This window comes from Hymenobacter sp. FMD4 (assembly GCF_058932745.1).
Genome location: NZ_JBZYWH010000029.1, coordinates 40192 through 62040 on the forward strand (window position 1 = coordinate 40192; position 21849 = coordinate 62040).

Here is a 21849-nt window from a genome sequence, read left to right on the forward strand (position 1 = left end):
TTCAATATGCAGCACGTTTCGCCTGTACGCATACCGCTCGTAACGAACGGTAAAACGTACCACGACGTCACCCAGGACGTGTGCCGCCAGGTGGAGGCCAAGCCGAACATCCGTTGGATGGCCGCGCTAGCCGTTGCCTTGTTCTTTCTGGGCATCTTCTTTTATTCTGTTTACCGCACGTTGTGGTACGGCATAGGGGAATGGGGCCTGAACAAAACCGTTGACTGGGCTTGGGACATCACCAACTTCGTGTGGTGGGTCGGCATTGGTCACGCGGGTACTCTAATTTCGGCAGTACTGCTGCTGTTCCGTCAGAAGTGGCGTACCTCTATCAACCGAGCAGCAGAAGCAATGACCATCTTCGCGGTAATCTGCGCCGCAATGTTTCCGGTACTGCACATGGGTCGTCCCTGGCTTGCATATTGGGTACTACCGTTGCAAAACACTTGGGGCTCTTTGTGGGTGAACTTCAATTCGCCGCTACTCTGGGACGTATTTGCTATTTCAACTTACTTCTCGGTGTCGCTGGTATTCTGGTACACGGGTCTGATTCCGGACTTCGCAACCATTCGTGACCGCGCCAAAGGCCCGATTGCCAAGCGCGCTTACGCGCTGTTGAGCTTTGGCTGGAAAGGTGGTGCCAAGCATTGGTCCCGCTACGAAACCGTGTCGTTGATCCTAGCAGGTGTTTCGACCCCACTGGTACTCTCAGTACACACCATCGTCTCGATGGACTTTGCTACCTCGGTAGTACCAGGCTGGCACACTACCATCTTCCCGCCCTACTTCGTTGCCGGTGCTATCTTCTCTGGCTTTGCTATGGTACTCACGTTGATGCTTATCACCCGTGTAGTATTTAAGTTGGAGGATTATATCACATTGGAGCACATCGCCCTCATGAATAAAATCATGATGATTACGGGCTCTATTGTAGGTGTGGCTTACATCACCGAGTTCTTCATCGCTTGGTACTCACAAGTTGAGTTTGAACAGTACGCCTTCATCAACCGCGCAACCGGTCCTTATTGGTGGGCTTACTGGTCGATGATGACCTGCAACGTGATTTCCCCGCAACTCGTGTGGTTCCGCCGCATCCGCTACAGCATTCCGGCTACGTTTGTACTGTCGATTATTGTGAACATCGGTATGTGGTTCGAACGCTTCGTAATCATCGTGACTTCGCTTCACCGTGACTACTTGCCGTCAAGCTGGGCAATGTTCTCGCCTTCTATCATCGACATCGGCATCTATGTTGGTACGCTGGGACTGTTCTTTACCCTGTTCCTGCTCTTCGCCAAGTTCTTCCCAGTGATTAACATGGCCGAAGTAAAATCCATCCTCAAATACGGTGTGGACAATGGTCCGACTTATGGTGGCCCGAACACGGGTGCCCAGCAGTCAGCTTACCGTCCCACTGGCGCTCCTGCCTCCGCCCCCGTAAACTACAACAAGCATGACTAAGCGTTACGCGCTCGGCATCTTCGAGGACGAAGACGTGCTTCTGCACGCCATTGATAACGTCCGTGCTGCCGGCGTAAAAATCTACGACGTTTTCTCTCCTTACCCAGTCCACGGCATCGATGATGCACTGGGTATCGAACGCTCCCGTCTGCCGATTGCTGCCTTCTTTTATGGAATGTGCGGTCTGGCGTTTGCGCTGTGGATGCAGATTTACATGATGGGTTTTGACTGGCCGATGATTGTCGGTGGTAAACCTCACATTGGTCTGCCCGCTTTCATCCCAGTTACCTTCGAATTGACGGTACTCTTCACAGCTCACGGCATGATGATTACCTTCTTTTTGATCAGCAAACTCTGGCCACGCTGGAAGGTTCCGGTTATGGATGTACGCTCTACCGATGACCGTTTCGTCATGGCGATTGAGCTGAAGGAAGGAGCCGATATGGGCCAACTGACTCAGCTGCTCCGTCAGAATGGAGCTTCCGAAGTGAACGAGAAAGAAATGACCAAAGAATAATGACGCACTCATTTAAATACGGCGTCCAGGCTTCGGCCATTCTGTTTGCTTCGGTACTAGCTTCGAGCTGTAACGACGCCAACGACACTGGTCTGGAGTATGCGCCTCAGATGTACGAGTCAATCCCGTACGAACCGCTAAAGCAGTACGAAGCTAACCAAGCTAACCCGTACGGCATGAACATGCGGAATCCTCCAATTGCAACCGTTCCTTTAGGCAAGCTGGATTACTACTCGCACATTCCTAAGGAAGGTGTAGAGACGGCCGCTGCTACGCTGCGTAATCCGGTTCCTTATACTCGCCAAAACCTGGAGGAAGGGAAAGTGCTTTACACCCGGGCTTGCCAGCATTGCCACGGTGAGCAGGGCGACGGTCAAGGCTTGGTTGGCCAGAAGTTCAAAGGTGTTCCTAACTACGCCGTTGGAGCTTACGTCAACATGAACGAGGGGCACATTTACCACGTCATCCAATGGGGTAAAGGTCGTATGATGCCTCACGGCTCTATCGTTAACCCTGAGGAGCGTTGGAAAATAGCTATGTATGTACGCGTGCTGCAAAAGGGCAAAGGCCCTGAGGGCATCAGCGAACTGGTAGGCGACGAACTCGAACCATCACAGAAAACCAATCCCGAAAATCAGGAACCCTATGGCCAAGCTCAGGCCAATAAGGGTTCTGCGACTCCGGGCCAAGGTGGCACTGAAGCACGTAACGGCACGGCAGAGTAATCAATATGGCAGCAACGCATCACCACGAACCAATTACGACTGAGTATCTGGAGTTGGCTCCTGCCGCTCGGCGTCGGTTCATTCTGTTCATTGTCGCCGGTGCCGTGATTATGGCCATCGGTCTTATTATGGCTGCTCTCAACATTGGTGGCCATCACGAAGTAGCCGGTGCTGCGCACGGCGCAGCTACTGAGGGCGCTGGTGCATCGGTAGAGCATGGCGATACACCCATATGGCTGCGTCGTCTGTTTACCAGCCTTTGGCAAAGCAACGTTTTCTTTCTGGGTATTTCAGCAGTGGGGACTGTCTTCGTAGCTATTAATACGGTAGCCTACGCGGGTTGGTCAATCATGGTGCGCCGCATCGCGGAAGCTTTCAGCGTATGGCTGATTCCGGGTGGCATCATCATGCTGATCGTATTCTTTGCCAGCGGCCACAACATCTTTCACTGGCGTACGCATGGTATCATGGATCCGGGCTCGGAACACTATGATGCTATTATTGCAGGTAAGTCAGGTTTTTTGAATCTGCCTTTCTATCTGTTCCGCATGGTGGCGTTCATCGCCATCTGGTGGTTCTTCTCTGAGCGCCTGCGCAAGCTGTCACTAGAGGAAGACCAAATCGGGGGCACAGGTTTTTGGGACAAGAGCATTAATGTTTCGGCGATGTTCCTTGTACTCTACGCTGTAACTTCTTCTATCGCCGCTTGGGACTGGGTTATGTCTATTGACACCCACTGGTTCTCGACGATGTTCGGCTGGTACGTATTCGCTTCTTGGTGGGTATCGGGCATTGCCGCCATCACACTCACGGCTATCTACCTAAAGCAAGCAGGTTATCTGCGTTTCCTGAATTCAAACCATTTGCACGACCTCGGCAAACTGATGTTTGGCTTCAGTATCTTCTGGACCTACATATGGTTCTCGCAGTTTATGCTGATCTGGTACGCAAACCTTCCTGAGGAAGCTGTGTATTACAATCAGCGTCTAGGTGGGTTTAACAATCAGTACACCTGGCTGTTCTTCTTCAACCTAATCATCAATTTTGCCTTCCCCTTCTTGGTGCTCATGACCCGCGACGCTAAGCGTCAAATGATCATGCTGAAACTGGTTGCCACGGCCATTTTGATCGGACACTGGCTTGACTTCTACATGATGGTGATGCCCGGAACGATGAAGGCTGACAGCGGGTTTATCATTGAAATCGGTACGGCATTGGTTTTCTTAGGGGCCTTCCTGCTTTTGATGACCAAGCGCCTTGCTCAGGCCCCGTTGGTTCCGGTGAACCACCCCTTCGTAGAGGAGAGCGTACACCACACCACCTAAGCGTCGCGCTGTTCGGACGACTGACTTTCACAACGTAGAACTAATGATTGCTCTCGGTATCCTACTGGCGTTGGTGCTTTTGCTGGTCGTTTTCGGCCTCTTGTTCCGTCTCCAGATTCTCACCTCCATTTTCTCAGGTAGCTACAACCGGCCAGTAGGCCTTAGCAACCGGGTTAATGCCATCTTGATGTTGGTTTTCTTAGTTGTGGGTGGTGCGGCTTTCGCCTACTCCTTCGTAGATAACTTTGACAAGATGAATCCGCCGATTGCCTCAGTGCACGGCTTGCATACTGAACGCCTCTTCTGGACCACGATGATTGTTATCGGCATCGTGTTCGTGTTGACTCAGGTGGCACTGTTCGTTTATTCGTACCGCTATCAGTACCGCGAAGGCCGTCGGGCGTTCTTCTTTTCGCACAACAACAAGATTGAAATCATCTGGACGGTAATCCCAGCCGTCGTGATGTCTGGTCTGATCTTCGGTGGTTGGAAAGAGTGGACCAATATTATGGGTCCCGCTCCCAAAGATGCTATCGAAGTAGAAATCATGGGTAAGCAGTTTAACTTCTTAGTACGCTACCCCGGTCGTGACCAAAAGTTAGGCAACATCAACTACCGCCTGATCGACGCTACCAACGAGTTTGGGTTTGACTTGGCCGATCAGCGTGGTATGGATGATTTTACTGCTGGTGAAGTGCACGTACCCAAAGGACACCCAGTTCTAATGCGCATTCGTTCGCGCGACGTGCTTCATGCAGTGTACGCTCCACACTTCCGTGTGCAGATGTATGCTGTTCCAGGTATGCCTACCAAGTTCTGGTTTACGCCTACCAAGACCACGGATGAGATGCGTGCCCAGACGGGTAACCCTAACTTCAACTATGAAATTGCCTGCAATCAGATCTGCGGCCGTGGTCACTTCGCTATGAAGGCGACCATCATCGTGGACGAGCCGGATGACTACGTCGCTTGGTATGCTCAGCAGAAGCCTTTTGTAGAGCAGAACCCAGATGTGCTGGCCGATTTCAAACAGAAGCAGGCTCAGCCGGTTGAACAAGCACAAGCTGCTGCTGCAGTGACGCCTTCAATCGAAATGGCGAAAGCCGCCCTCTAACGAGTAATCACAAAGCATGCTTTTCTGATGGCTGCAACTAATATTCCGATGGGTTCGTCGCCGACTAGTGCGCCGCATATCCAGCACCACGTCGCTGGTGACCACCATGACGAGCACCACGACGAGCACCATGAAGGTAACTTCATTACGAAGTATATCTTCAGCACCGACCATAAGGTTATCGCCAAGCAATTCCTGATTTCAGGTATTATTTGGGCCTTTATTGGTGCTACGCTTTCTACGCTATTTCGTCTGCAACTTGGTTGGCCCGATGCTCAATTTACTTGGCTGGAGCCGCTGTTGGGCAAGTGGGTAGAAGGAGGAAAGCTCAATCCTGAGTTCTACCTCGCTCTGGTAACCATGCACGGCACTATCATGGTGTTCTTCGTGCTGACGGCTGGTCTCAGTGGTACGTTCTCGAACTTCTTGATTCCGCTGCAGATTGGTGCCCGTGATATGGCTTCGGGCTTCATGAATATGCTCTCGTACTGGTTTTTCTTCCTGTCGAGCGTTATCATGTTCATGTCGCTTTTCCTGGAAACGGGTCCCGCCGCTGCTGGTTGGACAATCTACCCGCCGCTGAGCGCATTGCCGCAGGCTATTCCGGGTTCGGGTGCTGGCCAAACCATGTGGTTGGTTTCGATGGCGCTGTTCATTATTTCATCGCTGCTTGGCGGCGTGAACTACATCACCACCGTAATCAACTTGCGGACGGCTGGCATGAGCATGGCTCGTCTGCCGCTTACTATCTGGGCGTTCTTCCTGACGGCTATTCTGGGTCTGCTCTCGTTCCCAGTATTGTTCTCGGCTGCGTTGCTGCTGATCTTCGACCGTAGCTTTGGTACTAGCTTCTTCCTTTCAGATATTTATATCGGTGGTGAAGCATTGAACCACGTTGGTGGTAGCCCGATTCTGTTCCAGCACTTGTTCTGGTTCCTGGGCCACCCAGAGGTATATATCGTAATCATGCCGGCTATGGGCATTGTATCGGAGGTTCTGGCAACGAATGCTCGTAAGCCCATCTTCGGCTACCGCGCCATGATTGGTTCGCTGATTGGTATTTCGCTGCTGTCGTTCGTAGTGTGGGCTCACCACATGTTCGTGACGGGCATGAATCCTTTCCTCGGTTCAGTGTTCATGTTCCTAACACTGATCATTGCCGTTCCATCAGCAGTTAAGACCTTCAACTGGCTGGCTACGCTATGGCGCGGTAACATCCGCTTCACGTCAGCTATGCTCTTCTCGATCGGCTTCGTATCGTTGTTCGTTTCGGGTGGTCTGACCGGCATTATCCTCGGCAATGCGGCGCTGGACATTCAGATGCACAACACTTACTTCGTGGTGGCTCACTTCCACTTGGTAATGGGTAGCTCAGCTTTCTTCGGCATGTTCGCCGGCGTCTATCACTGGTTCCCCAAAATGTTTGGCCGCATGATGGATGAGAAGCTTGGCTACGTGCACTTCTGGCTGACCATTCTCGCAGCTTACCTGGTGTTCTTGCCAATGCACTACGTTGGTATTGCTGGCTTCCCGCGTCGCTACTACGCTTACACCGCGTACGAGTCGTTCAACCAGTTTGGCGACCTGAACATGTTCATCTCGATTGCCGCCATCATGGCGTTCTTCGCTCAGTTCGTGTTCCTGTTCAACTTCGTGTACAGTATCTTCCGTGGCCGTCGTGCTACCGAAAATCCCTGGAACTCGAATACGCTGGAGTGGACTACACCGGTAGAACCCGGTCACGGTAACTGGCCCGGCGCTATTCCGGCTGTATACCGCTGGCCTTACGACTATAGCAAGCCTGGTGCTGAGCAGGACTTCATCCCGCAAAGCGTACCGTATTCGCAGACTGTGTCGTCGAACCTGCCGTACGAAAAGGAAATGGAATAATCCTAGTTGTAGGATTTCTGAAAAGGGAAGCTCGAAAAAGAGCTTCCCTTTTCTTTTTCAGCTATTTCGGTCGGAACTTCGTGCGCTATTCTGGTTTTACACTTAAGATGGACACACCTGTTTTTGCACGCCGCTTTCGGGCGGTAGCTACGCTTACTGTTGTAGCCGTGTACGTGCTGATCATGGTAGGAGGCATAGTGCGTAGCACTGGTTCCGGAATGGGTTGCCCCGACTGGCCAAAGTGCTTTGGTCAATGGGTACCGCCAACGCATATCAGCCAACTACCTGCTGATTACAAAGAGATATACACCGCGCAAAGAGTCGCGAAGAACGAGCGGCTGGCAAATACGCTTAAGAAATTTGGCTTCGCTGAAGTTGCTGCCAACATTTTTGCTCACCCAAATCAGTACATCGAGACAGACTTTAATCCTACTAAAACGTGGATTGAGTACGTTAATCGGTTGGTTGGTGCCCTTATTGGTGTTTTCATCTTTGCCACAGTCGTAGCAGCTTGGCCCTACCGCAGACGAGACCCTTATATTTTTTGGGCGGCATTCCTGAGTTTTATTACGGTGGGCGTACAAGGCTGGCTGGGTTCGTTGGTTGTTTCAACCAACCTACTGCCAGTGATGGTGACGATTCACATGAGCCTGGCGCTGGTACTAGTGGCGCTGTTGATTTGGGCCTTGATCCGAGCTGATAATCCCTTCTCAATATCATCCGAAAAGCCCGTTGCTACAGGGCTGACGTTGGGACTGGTTGGCATTACATTATTGACCTTTCTACAAATCATACTTGGCACCCAGGTGCGCGAGGACATCGATGTAGTAGCTTTCAGCTTGAACTACCTAAACCGCGAGCAATGGGTGGAGCAATTGGGTGGCGTTTTCAGATTCCACCGCACTTTCTCTGCCGTCCTGTTACTGGCTAACGTCTACGTTGCTATTCGGCTATACCAAACACAGGTGGCAGGTCTGAAGCGGTTGGCTACTGGTATTCTAGTGGTCATTGCTCTGGAGATAATTGCGGGCATCGCATTAGCCTACTTTGCCATGCCTGCTGCTGCCCAACCTATTCACTTAACGTTGGGGACTCTGCTATTTGGAGTTCAGTTTCTCACCCTAACTCGCTACCGCCAAGCTGTAGAAGCTAGCCACACCATCAAGCATCCGCTTGTTGTTGCGTAACTTTGCGGCCCGTTTCGGAGCCGAAAGGCTAGCTTGTTTGTTTTCGCTGCTGATGACCAAGGCCAGAGCCTATTTCCAGTTACTCAAATTCCGCCTGTCGCTTACAGTAGCGTTTTCAGCTGCCATTGGCTTCATATTGGGACAGCATGAATTTGCTTGGCGCATTCATTGGGCCGAAGCGTTACTGGTAATGCTGGGCGGTTTGCTGGTAACCGGTTCCGCCAACACCATCAACCAGATCTACGAAAAAGATTTGGACCGTTTGATGAAGCGGACGGCCAAGCGGCCACTACCACAAGGTGTGCTGTCGGTGACTGAGGCGTGGGTTTTTGTGTTGTTGACCGGCCTAGCAGGTTTGCTGCTGCTAGGCTTGTACTTCAATCTGATGACGGCAGTAATTTCACTGGTGTCGTTGATCCTTTACGGGTTCATTTACACTCCTATGAAGCGTATCTCGCCGCTTTGTGTAGCAATAGGAGCGATACCTGGCGGCCTGCCACCTATGATTGGGTGGGTAGCGGCTACCGGCATGCTTACGGTGGAGGCTTGGATTCTGTTCGGAATACAGTTTATGTGGCAGTTCCCTCACTTCTGGGCCATTGCTTGGGTTCTTGATGAGGATTACAGTAAAGCTGGCTTCCGAATGTTGCCGACGGAAGGAGGAAGGAATCTGAAAACGGCTTTTCAGATCATGACCTATACATTATTGCTTATTCCGCTCAGTTTGCTTCCCATGCAGTTTGGCATGACAGGCAAAACCTCTGCGCTTATTGCGGTGCTGTGCGGAGTTTTATTCCTGATGCAGACGTTCTATCTAATGCGCACTTGTACCAAGAAAGCGGCCATGCGCATCATGTTCGGCTCTTTCCTGTACCTCCCGATAGTACAGATAGCCCTGGTTTTCGACAAACTCTAACTCTTCGGATATGCATCCCTCCGAAACATTGAATAACAAGGAAATTTCATTGGGTATTCATCCTTTGCGTTTCCTCCTTTGGCTGATGATTATCAGCATTACCATGATGTTCGCTGCCTTTACTAGCGCTTACATCGTACGGCGGGGCGAAGGCAACTGGCTGGAATTTGACTTGCCGGGCGGTATGATTTTTACCTCGCTGGTTATTATTGCCAGCAGTATCACCATGCAATATGCTTGGTATGCTGCACGTCGCGATGAGTTGCGCCGCGTACAAACGGCGATGCTAGTCACCTTCGCCTTAGGTATTCTGTTCCTGATCGGGCAGTGGCGCGTCTGGGGCGAATTAGTTCAAAGTAAGATTTTCTTTGGGGGGGCTGACAGCAATCCGGCTGGCTCGTTCGTATACGTGCTGACCGGAGTGCACGGCTTCCACTTGATTACAGGTCTGGTGTTTCTGTTGGTAGTTCTGCTGAAAAGCCTGCGCTACCAGGTGCATTCCCGGCAAATGATGGCTATGACTAATGGCACCATCTACTGGCACTTCCTCGGTGGGCTTTGGTTGTACCTGTATTTGTTTCTACTTTTGAACCACTGATTTCGTTTTTTCCCGCATAATATGGCCACTTCCACTACGGCACCGCAGAACGCCGCGGCCCTCGAAGCCCCGCGCAGCGGCACTTGGGACGGCGGTAATGAACCCTTCAAGGCCAGCTATGGCAAGCTGATGATGTGGTTCTTTCTGCTGTCGGATGCTTTCACGTTCGCGGCATTTTTGACCACCTACGGCATGGTGCGTCACCGCCACCTTGCCTACACCGGCACGCCCGAAGATTTCAAATTCAGCACGGCTTACTGGCCTATTCCAGAGAAGGTGTTCAACTCCTTCCCAGGTTTGCACGGCGTAGATATCCCGTTGGCCTTCGTGGCTCTGATGACCATGATTCTGATCGTGTCGTCGGTGACGATGGTACTAGCCGTGGAGGCTGGCCACCGCATGGACAAAAACGATGTGCAGAAGTGGCTGTTGTGGACTATCCTCTTCGGAGGAATGTTCCTAGGATGCCAAGCATGGGAGTGGAGCCACTTTATCACCGGTACTGATGAAGGTACGCTGATGGCTGATGGCACCCGTTTCTTCGGGGCCAATCTTACAATGAACCAATACGGTCCGGTACTTTTTGCGGATCTGTTCTTCTTTATCACCGGCTTCCACGGCACGCACGTATTCTCGGGCGTCTGCTTGCTGGTGTACGCTTTCATTGCTACCGCCAACGGTACTTTTCACAAGCGTGGCCATTACGAAATGGTCGAAAAGATTGGCCTCTACTGGCACTTTGTAGATCTGGTGTGGGTATTCGTCTTCACCTTCTTCTACCTCATCTAATTTGCTAAATGGCCCGATGGCTAAATGGCTGAATGTTCAAGCAGAACAATCAACCATTTAGCCATTTCACCATATAAACTGTCAATAAAATGGCTCACCACACTTCCGAGCACGACTACAACGCCGAAGGGCACGCAGTACACGGCAAGCCAAACGTCAAGCCGATTCTGAAAGCGCTTCTCTGGATCGTGGCCATCACCGGCTTCGAATTCCTCTTGGCCTTCATCATGCCGGCCAGCACGCTGCGTAACAGCATTTTTATCATCCTTACCATTTTCAAAGCCTTCTTTATCGTCGCCGAGTTCATGCACTTGCGCCACGAAACCAAAGGCTTGATCTGGTCGATTCTGATTCCGATGGCCCTGCTCATTTGGTTGCTGGTGGCCCTGATTTCTGAGGGTAGCTTTGTAGGCGAAGCTATTTTCAGCGCATACAAGTAGAAGGATGAGGCCCCAGCAGGTTCTGATTCTGGGCCTCCTCTTGCTTGCGCCGGTACTGGCCTTCCTGTTCCTATTCAGTTTCGGTACCAATCATTTCGCGCTGCGCACTTACTATCCCGTCCGTGTGGATTCCACGCAGGTAGGGGGGAAGTGGCAGCGCGATACGATTTTTCACCGGGTCGGGAATTTCCGATTGCGCAATCAAACAGGGCAACTGATTACCCAAAAAGACCTCGACAACGGGATATATGTCGCGAGTTTCTTTTTTGCGACCTGCCCGCAAGTTTGTCCTCGTTTAAATTCCCAATTGCAGCGAGTTCAAGAGAAGTTTCGCAAAGAATCGCGCGTGAAGCTGGTATCCTACACCGTGGATCCGCAGCACGATTCAGTAGCGGTACTGGCAGACTACGCTGAGCGCTACGGTGCTATTCCTGGGAAATGGAATTTTCTCACGGGAGCCAAAGACAGTATCAATCGGCTGGCTTTGCAAGAATACAAAGTGGCCTTGCCCGGACCCGCAACTATTGCTTCTACTCCCGGTTTAGTACACAGCCAGCGGCTGGTGCTTGTCGACCGAGATAAGCAGATCCGCGGCATGTACGATGGGCTCGACCCGAAGGAAGTTGATCGGCTGATGACCGAAATACGCATTTTGCTTTACACCTATGACCACGAATAATCCCGGCCTGACGGCTGGACCCGCAACGCCGCGCGGGTATAAAGTGGTGATGCTAGCCTTAGGAATTATTATTCCGGTGGCAGTGGCCGTTCTGTATTACTTTCCGCAGCTTTTCCGCATCGAAGGCGCAGACGTAAGCTTTCTGCCGGGCCTGAACGCCGGCCTGAATTCGTTAACAGCCTTGTGCTTGGTAGCCGGGTATTATTTCATCCGAAACAAGGATGTAGCCAAGCACCGAGCTATGATGGGAACTGCATTCCTACTTGGGTCGGTCTTCTTAGTCTCATACGTGGTGTACCACTCCCAAACTGAAACGACTCGTTTCGGTGGCGAAGGGTTGATCCGCTACGTGTACTACTTCATACTGCTCACGCACATTTTGCTGGCCGCGGTGACAGTAGGGCTGGTGCTTTTTACGCTGTACTTTGCACTTACGAACCAGTTTGGCAAACACCGCGGCATTGCTCGCTGGACCCTGCCCATCTGGTTGTACGTATCGGTTACGGGCGTAATCGTATACTTCATGATTGCCCCGTATTACACTCACTAAAACGGACGGAACTCTGCTTGCCCGTTGCTGTTGAAAGAAGTATGAAAAAGGTATTTGCCACGCTGCTACCCTTGTTGCTTTTTATGTTGCTGAGCGCCGCACCACTCGCAGCTGTGGCGCAGTGCACGTTATGTAAGAACAATGTAGAGTCGGCGCGCACCGATAAGGATGGCTACGACATTTCTGGTTTGAACAAGGGCATTTTATACATGATGGCTGCGCCTTATGTAATGGGAGGCTTAGTTGGCTTTTTCTGGTATCGTAACGTGCGTCGTAAGCGCCAGCAGGCCTCGCTATAGTATCCGTAGTAGTTACCTAGAACTGGCTTTCAAGTAATTAGAGCATGGGAATGCCGCCTGATGGCGGCATTTTTGCTTATTGCCGGGCTAATGCCGCTTGCGAAGCGGCTCATTTCCCATCATTTATCTGATTGGCGTAATTTGTGACCAAGCGCTTTTTACCGCTGGCGTTGTTGCTGGCGGCCATACTCTGCTTTACGGGAGCTTATCTAAGCAACCATTTTACCGCCCCCGGGGTGCTGGTACGCACCGATGTGGCCCGGTTACAACGGCTGCTTTCTGCTGCCGAGCAGCAGGCAGAACGCGAAGCGGCCACGCTGGCTGTGCAGCTCTTGCGCGGGCAGGGAAGCTTTAGTACCCTGCGAACGGCTACTTACCCCACTTTTGTGGTTCGTAACAATGCGCTGTTGTATTGGTCGGACCACACCATGCGGCCGGACTTGGAAAATGCCCGCCAAGCCTTTCATGACCGGTTGGTGGAAATGCGCTTTGGCAGCTACCTCGCTGTGCGGCGAACCGCTGGCAGTTACGTTATCCTGACTTACATACCGCTGCGGCAGCAGTACGGGATTAGTAATCGTTACCTACGCGAGGGTGGTGAACAGGCTCTGTTCCGAGGTACAGAAATACGATTGGTAATCAATGCCGAAAAGAATCCAGACCTACCTCAGCTGTATTCGCACGAAGGGCGTTACCTCGTTTCGGTAGAAAGCCTGCAGCCAAATCCCATAACGGGCAAATATGTGCCGCTTGCGCTACTGTTGTTAGGCATCGGGCTCTACGTAGCAGCTTTTACAATGGTGGCGCGCAAGCTGTTCAGACGCGGCCAATCGTGGGCAGGTGCTTTGTCCATTGTGCTGGCGCTAACGCTGCTACGTTCAGTGTTGCTGAGCTACAACCTGCCGTTCTCGTTTATTGAATTGCCGCTCTTCGACCCTAAGGTTTTCGCAGCTTCGTGGGTTTCCCCATCCTTGGGTGACTTGCTCATCAATGCAATGCTGCTACTGGTAGTTGCTTGGTATGCCTTGCTGTTATTTAGGCGCTACGGGGTGGTACGCTACGTGCGCCGGGTACCGCTAGGACCGCTGCGCACAGGGCTGGCTGGAGTAGCGTTGCTACTCTTTTACGGAGTGCTGGTAGCGCTATACTATTTCTACCTCAGCACGGTCAACAATTCGCAGCTGGTACTCGATGTAACCCAAAGCATTCAGTTTTCGGGTTTTAAGCTACTGCTATGCCTGGCAATTGTGTTGCATACTGGTAGCTACATGGTAGGTTTCTGGCTGCTTACGCAGTTATATCTGGCGGCCGTACGCGACCAACCCAAGCCTGTGCACTTGTTGCTGCTCGGCGTGCCCCCATTCCTCGTACTACCGGTGGGTTTTGCCCTGGGGGAAATGCTGGTGGTGCTGCTGGGGCTCACGCTGTTGTTTTTCCTGTTGTTGCGCGTGGCGGCGTTGCGTCAGCTGGCCGTTGTGCTACCGTTTCGGGTGTATGTATTCGTGTTCCTGATGCTGGGTATGAGTGCCAGCCTTGGGGCATTGGCACTGTATCAGCACTTTAATGAACAGCTGATCCTGAACAAACAACGCTTGGCGGGTAATCTGCTTGTCGATAACGACCTGCAGGGCGAGTATTTGCTGGCTACACTGACCCGGGATATTGCTGCCGACCCTTTGGTGCGCGTCAAGTTGGCCAGCCCTTTTGACAACCAGGATGTAGTGCGTCTGAGAATTGCCAAGTATTACCTACGCGGTTATTTCGATAAGTACGAAGTGCGCGTAACGCTCTACGACGGCAGTGGCCGTCCAATGGGAGCACCCGCGTCAGCGCCAAGGCTGTCTGAAGTCCGGGCCCAACTACTGCGCCAAGCCCTACCTACCGATCTGCCCAACCTTTACCTTCAAACTGGAGCCGGCTCGTTTGAATCGCGGCGCTACTTGGCCTTTGTGCCGGTACCTACCGTGGGCGGCACCACGGCTACCGTGCTGCTGGAGCTTACGCTGAAGAAGCTCACGGCTAACAGCTTGGTTCCGGAGCTGCTCGTCGATCAGAAATACTTTCAGCCGGAGCTAGGCAAAGACTTAAGCTATGCCGGCTATGAAAACCAGCGGCTGATGTACAGCGAAGGAGACTTCGACTACGTGAATCAACTGCCGTTCTCCATTCTCCATGACGAGCGGCTGTACTCTACCGGCCTTACGTTGAACGGGGCGCATCACCTCGGCGTGAACGGCCCACAGCGCCGCACAGTGGTGGTATCTACCCCCACTTATGCCTCGACGGAGTGGCTGGCCAACTTCTCGTTCTGGTTTTTGCTGCACATAGTCGGTGGGTTGCTGTTCGGGCTGGTGCTGCTACCGGTGCGCGGCAAGCATGTGCGGTTGTTCCGAACCACCTTCAGTGCCAAGATTCAAGTGTACTTGAACGTAGGCATTTTATTGACGCTGCTGGTAGTTAGCCTGGCTACGGCCAGCCTCTTTACCGATACTTACAAGCGGGACCTGCGCCGCAGCTACAGCCGACGCGGCCAATTGGCTCAGGCCAACCTGCTCAAGAACCGGGCATTGCTTGCCGATTCTACCACCCGGGGGCGTTTAGCTCAACTGGCCGAAAACGTATCGACGCTGACGGAAACCGATCTGAACTTGTACGACGCGAAGGGGCAGCTACTGGTAAGCAGTCAGCCGCTCATTTTTGAAGCCGGCCTGCTCAGCAATCTGATGAACCCGGAGGCCGTGGTGGCGCTGGCGGAGCGGGGGCAACCACGCATTCTGCTTACGGAGCAGGCCGGTACCTTGTCGTTCAATACGTTGTATTTGCCGATTCGGTCGCAGTCGGCTTCGCAGGGGGGCGGGGCAGTAGTGGGCTACGTAGGCATTCCGTTCTTCGACTCGGAAAAGGAACTGGATACCAAGCTGACGGAACTGACAACGACCATCCTGAACATCTTTACTGTGATGTTCATTCTGTTCCTTTTCCTCACGTTCGTGGCCACTCGTGTACTCACGCAGCCGCTTAAGTTGATTACGGAAAAGCTGCGTCATACCACGCTTACCGGCCAAAACGAGCCGCTGGCTTACGAGTCGAACGATGAGATTGGGCTGCTGGTGCGGGAGTACAACACTATGCTGCACAAGTTGGAAGACAGCAAACAAGAGCTGGCCATGCAGGAAAAAGAAGCGGCATGGCGCGAAATGGCCCGCCAGGTGGCGCACGAAATCAAGAACCCGCTTACACCGATGAAGCTGAGCTTGCAGTTCTTGCAGCGGGCCTTGGCAGAAAAACGCGGCAACCTGGAGGAGATGATCGGTCGCATTTCCCAAACGCTCATCACCCAGATCGACGTGCTGACGGACATTGCCACTTCGTTTTCAAACTTCACTAATCTGCCGGCTATGCGCCCCGAGCGGCTGGCCATTGCATCGGTATTGCGGCGCTGCGTAGCCCTGCATCAGCATGTAACCATGGAAGTAGCGCCACAGGCAGAGGATACGGAAGTGTTTGCGGATGAAAGCTTGCTGGTGCGTACTTTCAATAACCTGCTACTGAATGCGCTGCAGTCAGTGCCGGAAGAGCGGAAGGCCCAGGTGCAGGCATGCGTGGAGGTAAATGCGCCGGGGAAGGTGCGCATCAGTATTCAGGACAACGGCAGTGGCATTTCGGAAGAAGTACGCGACAAAATCTTCAAGCCCAATTTTACTACCAAAGAAAAAGGCTCCGGCATCGGGCTGGCCGTGGCACGGCGCGGCATTGAGAGTGCCGGAGGCCAGATCTGGTTTGAAACCCAGGAGGGGCAAGGCACTACGTTCTTTATTGAACTACCTCAGGCACCGCGCTAGGGTGCTCAGCTAGTGCAGCAATCAATCGAAATAGACAAGCGCAGAGGCTCTTGTAACTGTTGATAAAGTAGCTCGCAGCGGCACACGCGCGCCGTGGATTTTTCTTGCGCTATGCTACGTTTGCCCGTCGTTCGTTGAGTTGTTTTATGCCGCATCCTTTACGCTGTTGTCTGCGCTTTGCCGTGCTGCTGGCTTTGCTGCTGGCGGGCGCGCGGGCGTGGGCGCAGGAGGCGGTGCCTTCGTCGCGGCGGTGCGTGTGGGTGCGGGTGCCGGCCGGGCGCGATACCACCGAGTTCAGCCTGGGAGATGCACTGACGGTGGTGCCATCGTCCGTCACGGCCCGGGGGCGCGTGGTGGCTTACGATGCCCGTACGGATCGGTACCGGATTCATTGGCCTAGCAGCCGCATTGCGTCGCCGGAGCCGGGGGAGGCGGAAATGCGCTTGGTCACCAACCGGCCCGATTCCATTTTGGTCTGCTACCGCGTGCTGCCGTTGCGCCTCTCGGCGCCGATGGCGCGCAGGCCGCGGGCGCTCATGGACTCTATCGGCTTTCAGGAGCGGCCTTTTATGGGCTACGGCTCGTTTGGGCAGCAAGAGCAGATACTGGCCACGCCGGGCATTAACAAAACCGGCAGCCTGACGCGTGGTATTTCCTTCGGCAACGCGCAGAATGTGTTCGTCAATTCTGCCCTAAACCTACAGCTGGAAGGTAAGCTCACCGAAAAAATCAACCTAACGGCCGCTATCAGCGACCAGAACGTACCGTTTCAGCCCGAAGGCAACACCCAGCAGCTGCAGGAGTTTGACCGCATTTTTGTAACGCTCACCCACCCAAACTGGACCCTGACGGCTGGCGACGTGGTGCTACGTAACAAGCCGGACTATTTCCTACGCTTCTACAAAAACGTACAGGGTGCAGCTGGGGAAGCGCATTTTCAGCAGCGCGCGGGCTGGCGCAGTTCCACGGCTGTGGCCGCCGGCGTAGCCAAGGGTAAGTTTGCCAGCACTACCGTCGAACCCATCGAGAACGTACAGGGCCCGTACCGCCTGCGCGGGCCCAACGGTGAGCAGTTCATCATCATCCTGGCCAACTCGGAGCGCGTGTACTTGGATGGTCGCCTGCTGGTACGCGGCTTCGACAGCGACTATATCATCGACTATAACACTGCTGAGCTGACCTTTTCGCCCCGGCACCTCATCACGCGCAATACCCGCATCCGCGTCGATTACGAGTATTCGGATTTCAACTACGCCCGCTCGCTTTACCATTTCAACCACTACCAAGAGGCCGGGCGCCTGCGCGTACACGCCAACTATTACCGCGAAGCCGACAACCCCGACAACTCACCCAACCTCACGCTACGCGACTCCGACCGGCAGTTTCTGCGCGACCTGCCCGCCAACGTAGCCCAGGCCGCTGTGCCCGGTGCCGACTCGGTAGCTTACGACCGCCGGCAGGTACAGTACAACCGGGTGCGCTTCACCGACCCTGCTACCGGCGAGCGGCGCTGGGTATTCGCGCCGCTGACCGACTCTACCCGCGGCGTGTACAACGTGCGCTTTACCGATGTGGGCAATGGCGCCGCCGACTACGTGCTTAGCACCGACCCCAACAACGTCAACGCCAACGGCCGGGTGTACGAGTACATTGCCCCGCTCAACGGCGTCTCGCGCGGGCGCTACCGGCCCGAGCGCCTGTTGCCCACGCCGCTGCAGAAGCAAATGATTTCGGCGGGCGCCAGTTTCCGCATTGATTCCACGGCTACGGTGTTCGTAGATGTGGCTTCGTCGCAGCTGGATCTGAACCGCTTTTCGCCGCAGTCCGACCAAGGTCAGTCGATGCGCGTGGGCTATGCCGTGCAGGATCGGCCTCTAAACGTGCCTGGCCTACGTCAGTACCGCCTACGCACGGCTATGGACTACGAGTACACCAGCCGCAGCTTCGCGCCCATCGACCGGTACCGCGACATTGAGTTCGACCGCAATTGGAGCGCTACGGCCACCCAGCAGAGCAACGCCACCGGCGGCATCATCACGCGCGCCGACAACATCTTCAACTTCGCCATCGGGGCCAACAAAGACGTTAGCAACGGCTTCAACTACCGCCTAAGCCGCCGGTACCGCGCCGGTGAGGTCAGCGGCTTGCAGCATTGGTTTGATGCGGCCCAGCGCGTGGGCGACGTGGAGTTGCGCGGGGAGCTGTTTCTGCTCGGGGCCGATGCCGCGGGGCGCCAGTCGACGTGGGCCCGCGGCGAGGGCGCCGTGCGCTACGTGCGCGTCCCCGTGGTGCCCGGCTACGCCTACCGCTTCGATAAAAACCGCGTGGCCCTGCCCACCGGCGAGGAGCTGACCTCGGCCAATTACTTCGACGAGCACGCCGTGTTTCTGCAAAGCCAGGACAGCGCCAAAACCAAGTTCCGCTTCGATTATACCTACCGCCGCGACCGAACGCCCAACCGCGAACAAACCGACTTAGAACTGCGCGGCGTGGCGCAAACTTGGCAGGGCCAGCTCACTACCCGCCTCGGTCAGTACCAGGATCTGAGCCTGCTGGCCACGTACCGCGACCTGCAGGCCCGCGACAGCGCCCGGCAGCGCACCGTGCTCGGCCAGCTAGGCTGGAACGTGGCCCTGCTACAAGGCCAAGTGCGCTCCGAGCTGACGTACAACGTGGCTACCGGCCGGGAACCGAAGCGCGACTACGTGTTTATTCCGGTGCCCACCGGCCAGCAGGGGCAGGGCACTCACTACTACGCCGGCGACCTGAACGGCAATGGCCGTCAGGACAAGGAAGAATTTCTGGAAGCACCTACGCCTGATGCCCTGTACCGCACCCACATCAAGGTGTTCTTGTTCACCGATCAGTACGTGACGGCCTTTACCAACCGCTTCGGGTATCGCCTGCTGCTGGCGGCCCCGCGCAACTGGCGCGAAGATGGCGGCTGGCACGCCGCGCTGGCCCGCTTTAGCACGGTGAGCAGCGTCACGCTGGACCGCCGCACCGTCGACCGCTCCCTTTCGGCGCGCCTGAACCCCTTTGCCTACCAGACGGAAAGCGACCAGCTGCTGTCGCTGAACAAGCTGCTGCGCAACACGCTGTACTTCAATCGTTCCAATCCCATCTTCGGCTCGGAGCTGACGGTGCAGCAAAGCCAGCAGAAAACCTTGCTTACCACCGGCACCGATACCCGCAACCTCGCCAGCCAAAGCCTGCTGCTGCGCCGTACCTTGGCGCAGTCGTTTACCAGCCGGGTATCGGGTACGCGCAGCATTCGCGAAAATCGCAGCACTTACCTCAGCACCCGCAACTTCCGGGTAGAGCAGTACGAGGTGGCTCCCGAGCTAAGCTACCAGCCTTCCGGCACCTGGCGCTTCACCGGCATTTATCAGCACACTACCAAGCTCAACACCCTGCGTCTCGACCCCAACGAAACGCCCGCCCGCGGTGTGTTCGATGAGCTGGGCGTAGAAACGCGCATTAGCCAGGTAAGCAAGCGCACCATCACAGCCGCCACTCGCTACGTGCGTGTCGGCTTCGAAGGTGAGCAAACTTCCGTAGTGGGCCTGGAAATCCTGCAAGCCCTGCGTCCTGGCAACAACGTAACCTGGAACATCAACCTAGAGCAGCGACTCAGCAACGGCCTCAACATCACCATCAGCTACGACGGCCGCAAACCCGAAGGCCTGCGCAGCATCCATACGGGTAGGATGCAGGCGTCGGTATTGTTTTGAGTACCGCTGGCATGGTAATATCAAGCGTTGGACATCCGGTAAGTATAATTGGCATTACGCTACACTTACGCCAGTACTGGCTTGTAGGTAGGTTTAGTCGACCAGGGCCGCTACCAATTGCCTCAGCACCTCTACCACGCCGTGCTCGTCGTTGCTCTTGGCCAAGTAGCGGGCAGCTTCTTTGATCTGTGGATGCGCATGGGCCATGGCGTAGCTGTAATGGGCCCGCGGCATCATATCCAAGTCGTTGAGGTAGTCGCCGAAGACCATGGTTTGCTCCGGCGTCAGGCCGTGCTGCTGCTGCAGTGCCGCCAGCGCCCGGCCTTTGCTGGCGAGGCCATGGGCCAAGTCTAGCCAGTGCCGGCCCGATACGGTTACCTGCAGCTCGCCCTGATAGCGTTGGAAGTGCGGTAAGCTGTTGCGCTCGGCTTCTTGATTGTCGAGCAGGGCAATCTTGAGGAATTCGTCACCGGTTACCTCTAACAGGTCGGGTACCACTGCCACGGCTTCGTAGTACTGTTGCAGCTGAGGCAGTAAATCGGGACCGGTATGGTCGACGTAGGCGGTCTGCTTGCCGCAGAGCACGATGTACACGTCCGGAATCTGACGGGCCAATACAATCAGTTCATGCACCACGGCTGGGGCCAATGCCTGTACCAGCAGCTCCTGGCCCTGGCTAACCACATAGCTGCCGTTTTCGGCGATGAACACCACATCGTCGGCAATGGGAGCGAACTGCTTGCGCAGGTTATGGTATTGTCGGCCGCTGGCCACGGCAAAAAGCACCTGCCGAGCTTTCAGCTGATCGAACACACCATAAAAATCAGGACTGAGCACGTGCTGGGAGTCGAGCAAGGTGCCGTCGACATCGGTGGCGACCAACTTTATCTGCGCAAAGGACATGAAGAAAACTTCTCGTTTGTTCGGGCAAAGGAACATAAGCACGGCGAATAGGTTCGCAAAGGCATCACCGGAAGGCTAGGAAATGGAAAGTGCTGTGTGCATCAGTTGCTGAGAACGTAGGCAAAAAAAATATCTTGGTTAGCAAGAAACTATGTACATACATTTAATGTATGTACATGTGAAAGTGACATGGCAAATCACATCGAACTTGCCTAGACATGCTTTTCATTCAAGCAAAACCAAGCTGATATGAATGTTCTCTTTGTAAAGGGCACGCCCAAAACCCAGGAAACTTCCGTGTCTGTGCAGATGGCACAGGCCTTCCTCGGCACTTACTTACAAGCGCATCCGCAGGCCCGCGTGACGGAGCTTGATCTGTACACCGATGAGGTGCCGCTGATAGATGAAGATGTATTTAACGGCTGGGGTAAGCTAGCTACCCAACAAGCACTTACCGAGCAAGAGACGCAGAAAGTAAACCGCCTAGGCGAACTGGTAGATCAGTTTCTGGCTGCTGACACCGTAGTGTTTGCCCTGCCCATGTGGAATTTTGGCTACCCGCCCATGGTGAAAGCCTATTTCGATGCTATTGCCGTGGCGGGCAAAACCTTCCGCTACACGGCTGAAGGACCGGTTGGTCTGGCTGGCAACAAGCGGGTGGTCGTGTGCGAAGCCCGTGGTGGCGTGTACTCCAGCGGCCCTGCCCAAGCCGTGGAACACACCAGCTCTTACTTGTCGGCCTTCATGGCCTTCTTGGGTATCAACGATGTTGAGTTTGTGCTGGCGGAAGGTCTTGCGCTGGATGTCACCCAACTGCCGGTGTTACGCCAAGAAGCCATTGAGCGTGCTAGCCGCGCTGCTGCCTCGGTTGCTCTGGCTG

The 21849-nt window shown here is 54.3% G+C and carries 18 protein-coding genes; 17 read left to right on the forward strand and 1 reads right to left on the reverse strand.

The window, feature by feature from the left end:
- Window positions 1–6: 6 nt before the first annotated feature.
- The 16 genes from nrfD to AC5FXY_RS19825 all read left to right on the forward strand — a co-directional run bounded on the left by nrfD (window position 7) and on the right by AC5FXY_RS19825 (window position 20066).
- Window positions 7–1461: an NrfD/PsrC family molybdoenzyme membrane anchor subunit gene (gene nrfD, locus AC5FXY_RS19750; protein WP_493558443.1), complete on the forward strand. Its 1455-nt coding sequence runs from the start codon at window positions 7–9 to the stop codon at window positions 1459–1461.
- On the forward strand, window positions 1454–1978 hold the full coding sequence (locus AC5FXY_RS19755) for a DUF3341 domain-containing protein (protein WP_493558444.1): 525 nt from the start codon (window positions 1454–1456) through the stop codon (window positions 1976–1978). Before nrfD ends, AC5FXY_RS19755 begins: the two co-directional genes overlap by 8 nt.
- Window positions 1978–2703 carry a c-type cytochrome gene (locus AC5FXY_RS19760; RefSeq protein WP_493558445.1) on the forward strand — a complete coding sequence of 242 codons (726 nt, stop codon included), beginning with the start codon at window positions 1978–1980 and terminating at the stop codon, window positions 2701–2703. Before AC5FXY_RS19755 ends, AC5FXY_RS19760 begins: the two co-directional genes overlap by 1 nt.
- Before the next feature lie 5 nt (window positions 2704–2708).
- Window positions 2709–4028: a quinol:cytochrome C oxidoreductase gene (locus AC5FXY_RS19765; protein ID WP_493558446.1), complete on the forward strand. Its 1320-nt coding sequence runs from the start codon at window positions 2709–2711 to the stop codon at window positions 4026–4028.
- Window positions 4029–4071: 43 nt separating this feature from the next.
- Window positions 4072–5142: a cytochrome c oxidase subunit II gene (locus AC5FXY_RS19770; RefSeq protein ID WP_493558447.1), complete on the forward strand. Its 1071-nt coding sequence runs from the start codon at window positions 4072–4074 to the stop codon at window positions 5140–5142.
- A 48-nt stretch (window positions 5143–5190) separates the two neighbouring features.
- Window positions 5191–7032 (forward strand): cytochrome c oxidase subunit I, encoded by a 1842-nt coding sequence (locus AC5FXY_RS19775; RefSeq protein ID WP_493558459.1) that lies wholly within the window; start codon window positions 5191–5193, stop codon window positions 7030–7032.
- A gap of 107 nt (window positions 7033–7139) precedes the next feature.
- Window positions 7140–8219 (forward strand): COX15/CtaA family protein, encoded by a 1080-nt coding sequence (locus AC5FXY_RS19780; RefSeq protein ID WP_493558448.1) that lies wholly within the window; start codon window positions 7140–7142, stop codon window positions 8217–8219.
- Window positions 8220–8271: 52 nt separating this feature from the next.
- Complete coding sequence (gene cyoE / locus AC5FXY_RS19785; RefSeq protein WP_493558460.1) at window positions 8272–9135, forward strand: heme o synthase; 864 nt, start codon at window positions 8272–8274, stop codon at window positions 9133–9135.
- A gap of 10 nt (window positions 9136–9145) precedes the next feature.
- A complete protein-coding gene (locus tag AC5FXY_RS19790; protein ID WP_493558449.1) occupies window positions 9146–9733 on the forward strand; it encodes a cytochrome c oxidase subunit 3 in 588 nt (195 codons plus the stop codon).
- A gap of 21 nt (window positions 9734–9754) precedes the next feature.
- Entirely contained in the window at window positions 9755–10522 is a 768-nt protein-coding gene (locus AC5FXY_RS19795; protein ID WP_493558450.1) for a cytochrome c oxidase subunit 3, read from the forward strand.
- An 89-nt stretch (window positions 10523–10611) separates the two neighbouring features.
- Window positions 10612–10962, forward strand: coding sequence for a cytochrome C oxidase subunit IV family protein (locus tag AC5FXY_RS19800; protein ID WP_493558451.1), 351 nt, complete (start codon window positions 10612–10614; stop codon window positions 10960–10962).
- 40 nt (window positions 10963–11002) lie between these two features.
- Window positions 11003–11641, forward strand: a complete 639-nt coding sequence (locus tag AC5FXY_RS19805) for an SCO family protein (protein ID WP_493558452.1) — start codon at window positions 11003–11005, stop codon at window positions 11639–11641.
- On the forward strand, window positions 11628–12191 hold the full coding sequence (locus AC5FXY_RS19810; protein ID WP_493558453.1) for a DUF420 domain-containing protein: 564 nt from the start codon (window positions 11628–11630) through the stop codon (window positions 12189–12191). The genes AC5FXY_RS19805 and AC5FXY_RS19810 overlap by 14 nt, the downstream gene beginning before the upstream one ends.
- Window positions 12192–12232: 41 nt before the next feature.
- On the forward strand, window positions 12233–12490 hold the full coding sequence (locus AC5FXY_RS19815; RefSeq protein ID WP_493558454.1) for a hypothetical protein: 258 nt from the start codon (window positions 12233–12235) through the stop codon (window positions 12488–12490).
- Between the two features lie 143 nt (window positions 12491–12633).
- Window positions 12634–16332 (forward strand): sensor histidine kinase, encoded by a 3699-nt coding sequence (locus AC5FXY_RS19820; RefSeq protein WP_493558455.1) that lies wholly within the window; start codon window positions 12634–12636, stop codon window positions 16330–16332.
- Between the two features lie 146 nt (window positions 16333–16478).
- On the forward strand, window positions 16479–20066 hold the full coding sequence (locus AC5FXY_RS19825) for a DUF8818 domain-containing protein (RefSeq protein WP_493558456.1): 3588 nt from the start codon (window positions 16479–16481) through the stop codon (window positions 20064–20066).
- A gap of 93 nt (window positions 20067–20159) precedes the next feature.
- On the opposite strand, the gene AC5FXY_RS19830 is transcribed toward AC5FXY_RS19825, so the two are convergent.
- Window positions 20160–20969, reverse strand: coding sequence for an HAD family hydrolase (locus AC5FXY_RS19830; RefSeq protein WP_493558457.1), 810 nt, complete (start codon window positions 20967–20969; stop codon window positions 20160–20162).
- 249 nt (window positions 20970–21218) lie between these two features.
- Between AC5FXY_RS19830 and AC5FXY_RS19835 the strand changes: the two genes are divergently transcribed.
- Window positions 21219–21849: FMN-dependent NADH-azoreductase (locus AC5FXY_RS19835; protein WP_493558458.1), on the forward strand; the 631-nt coding region annotated here is incomplete at its 3' end.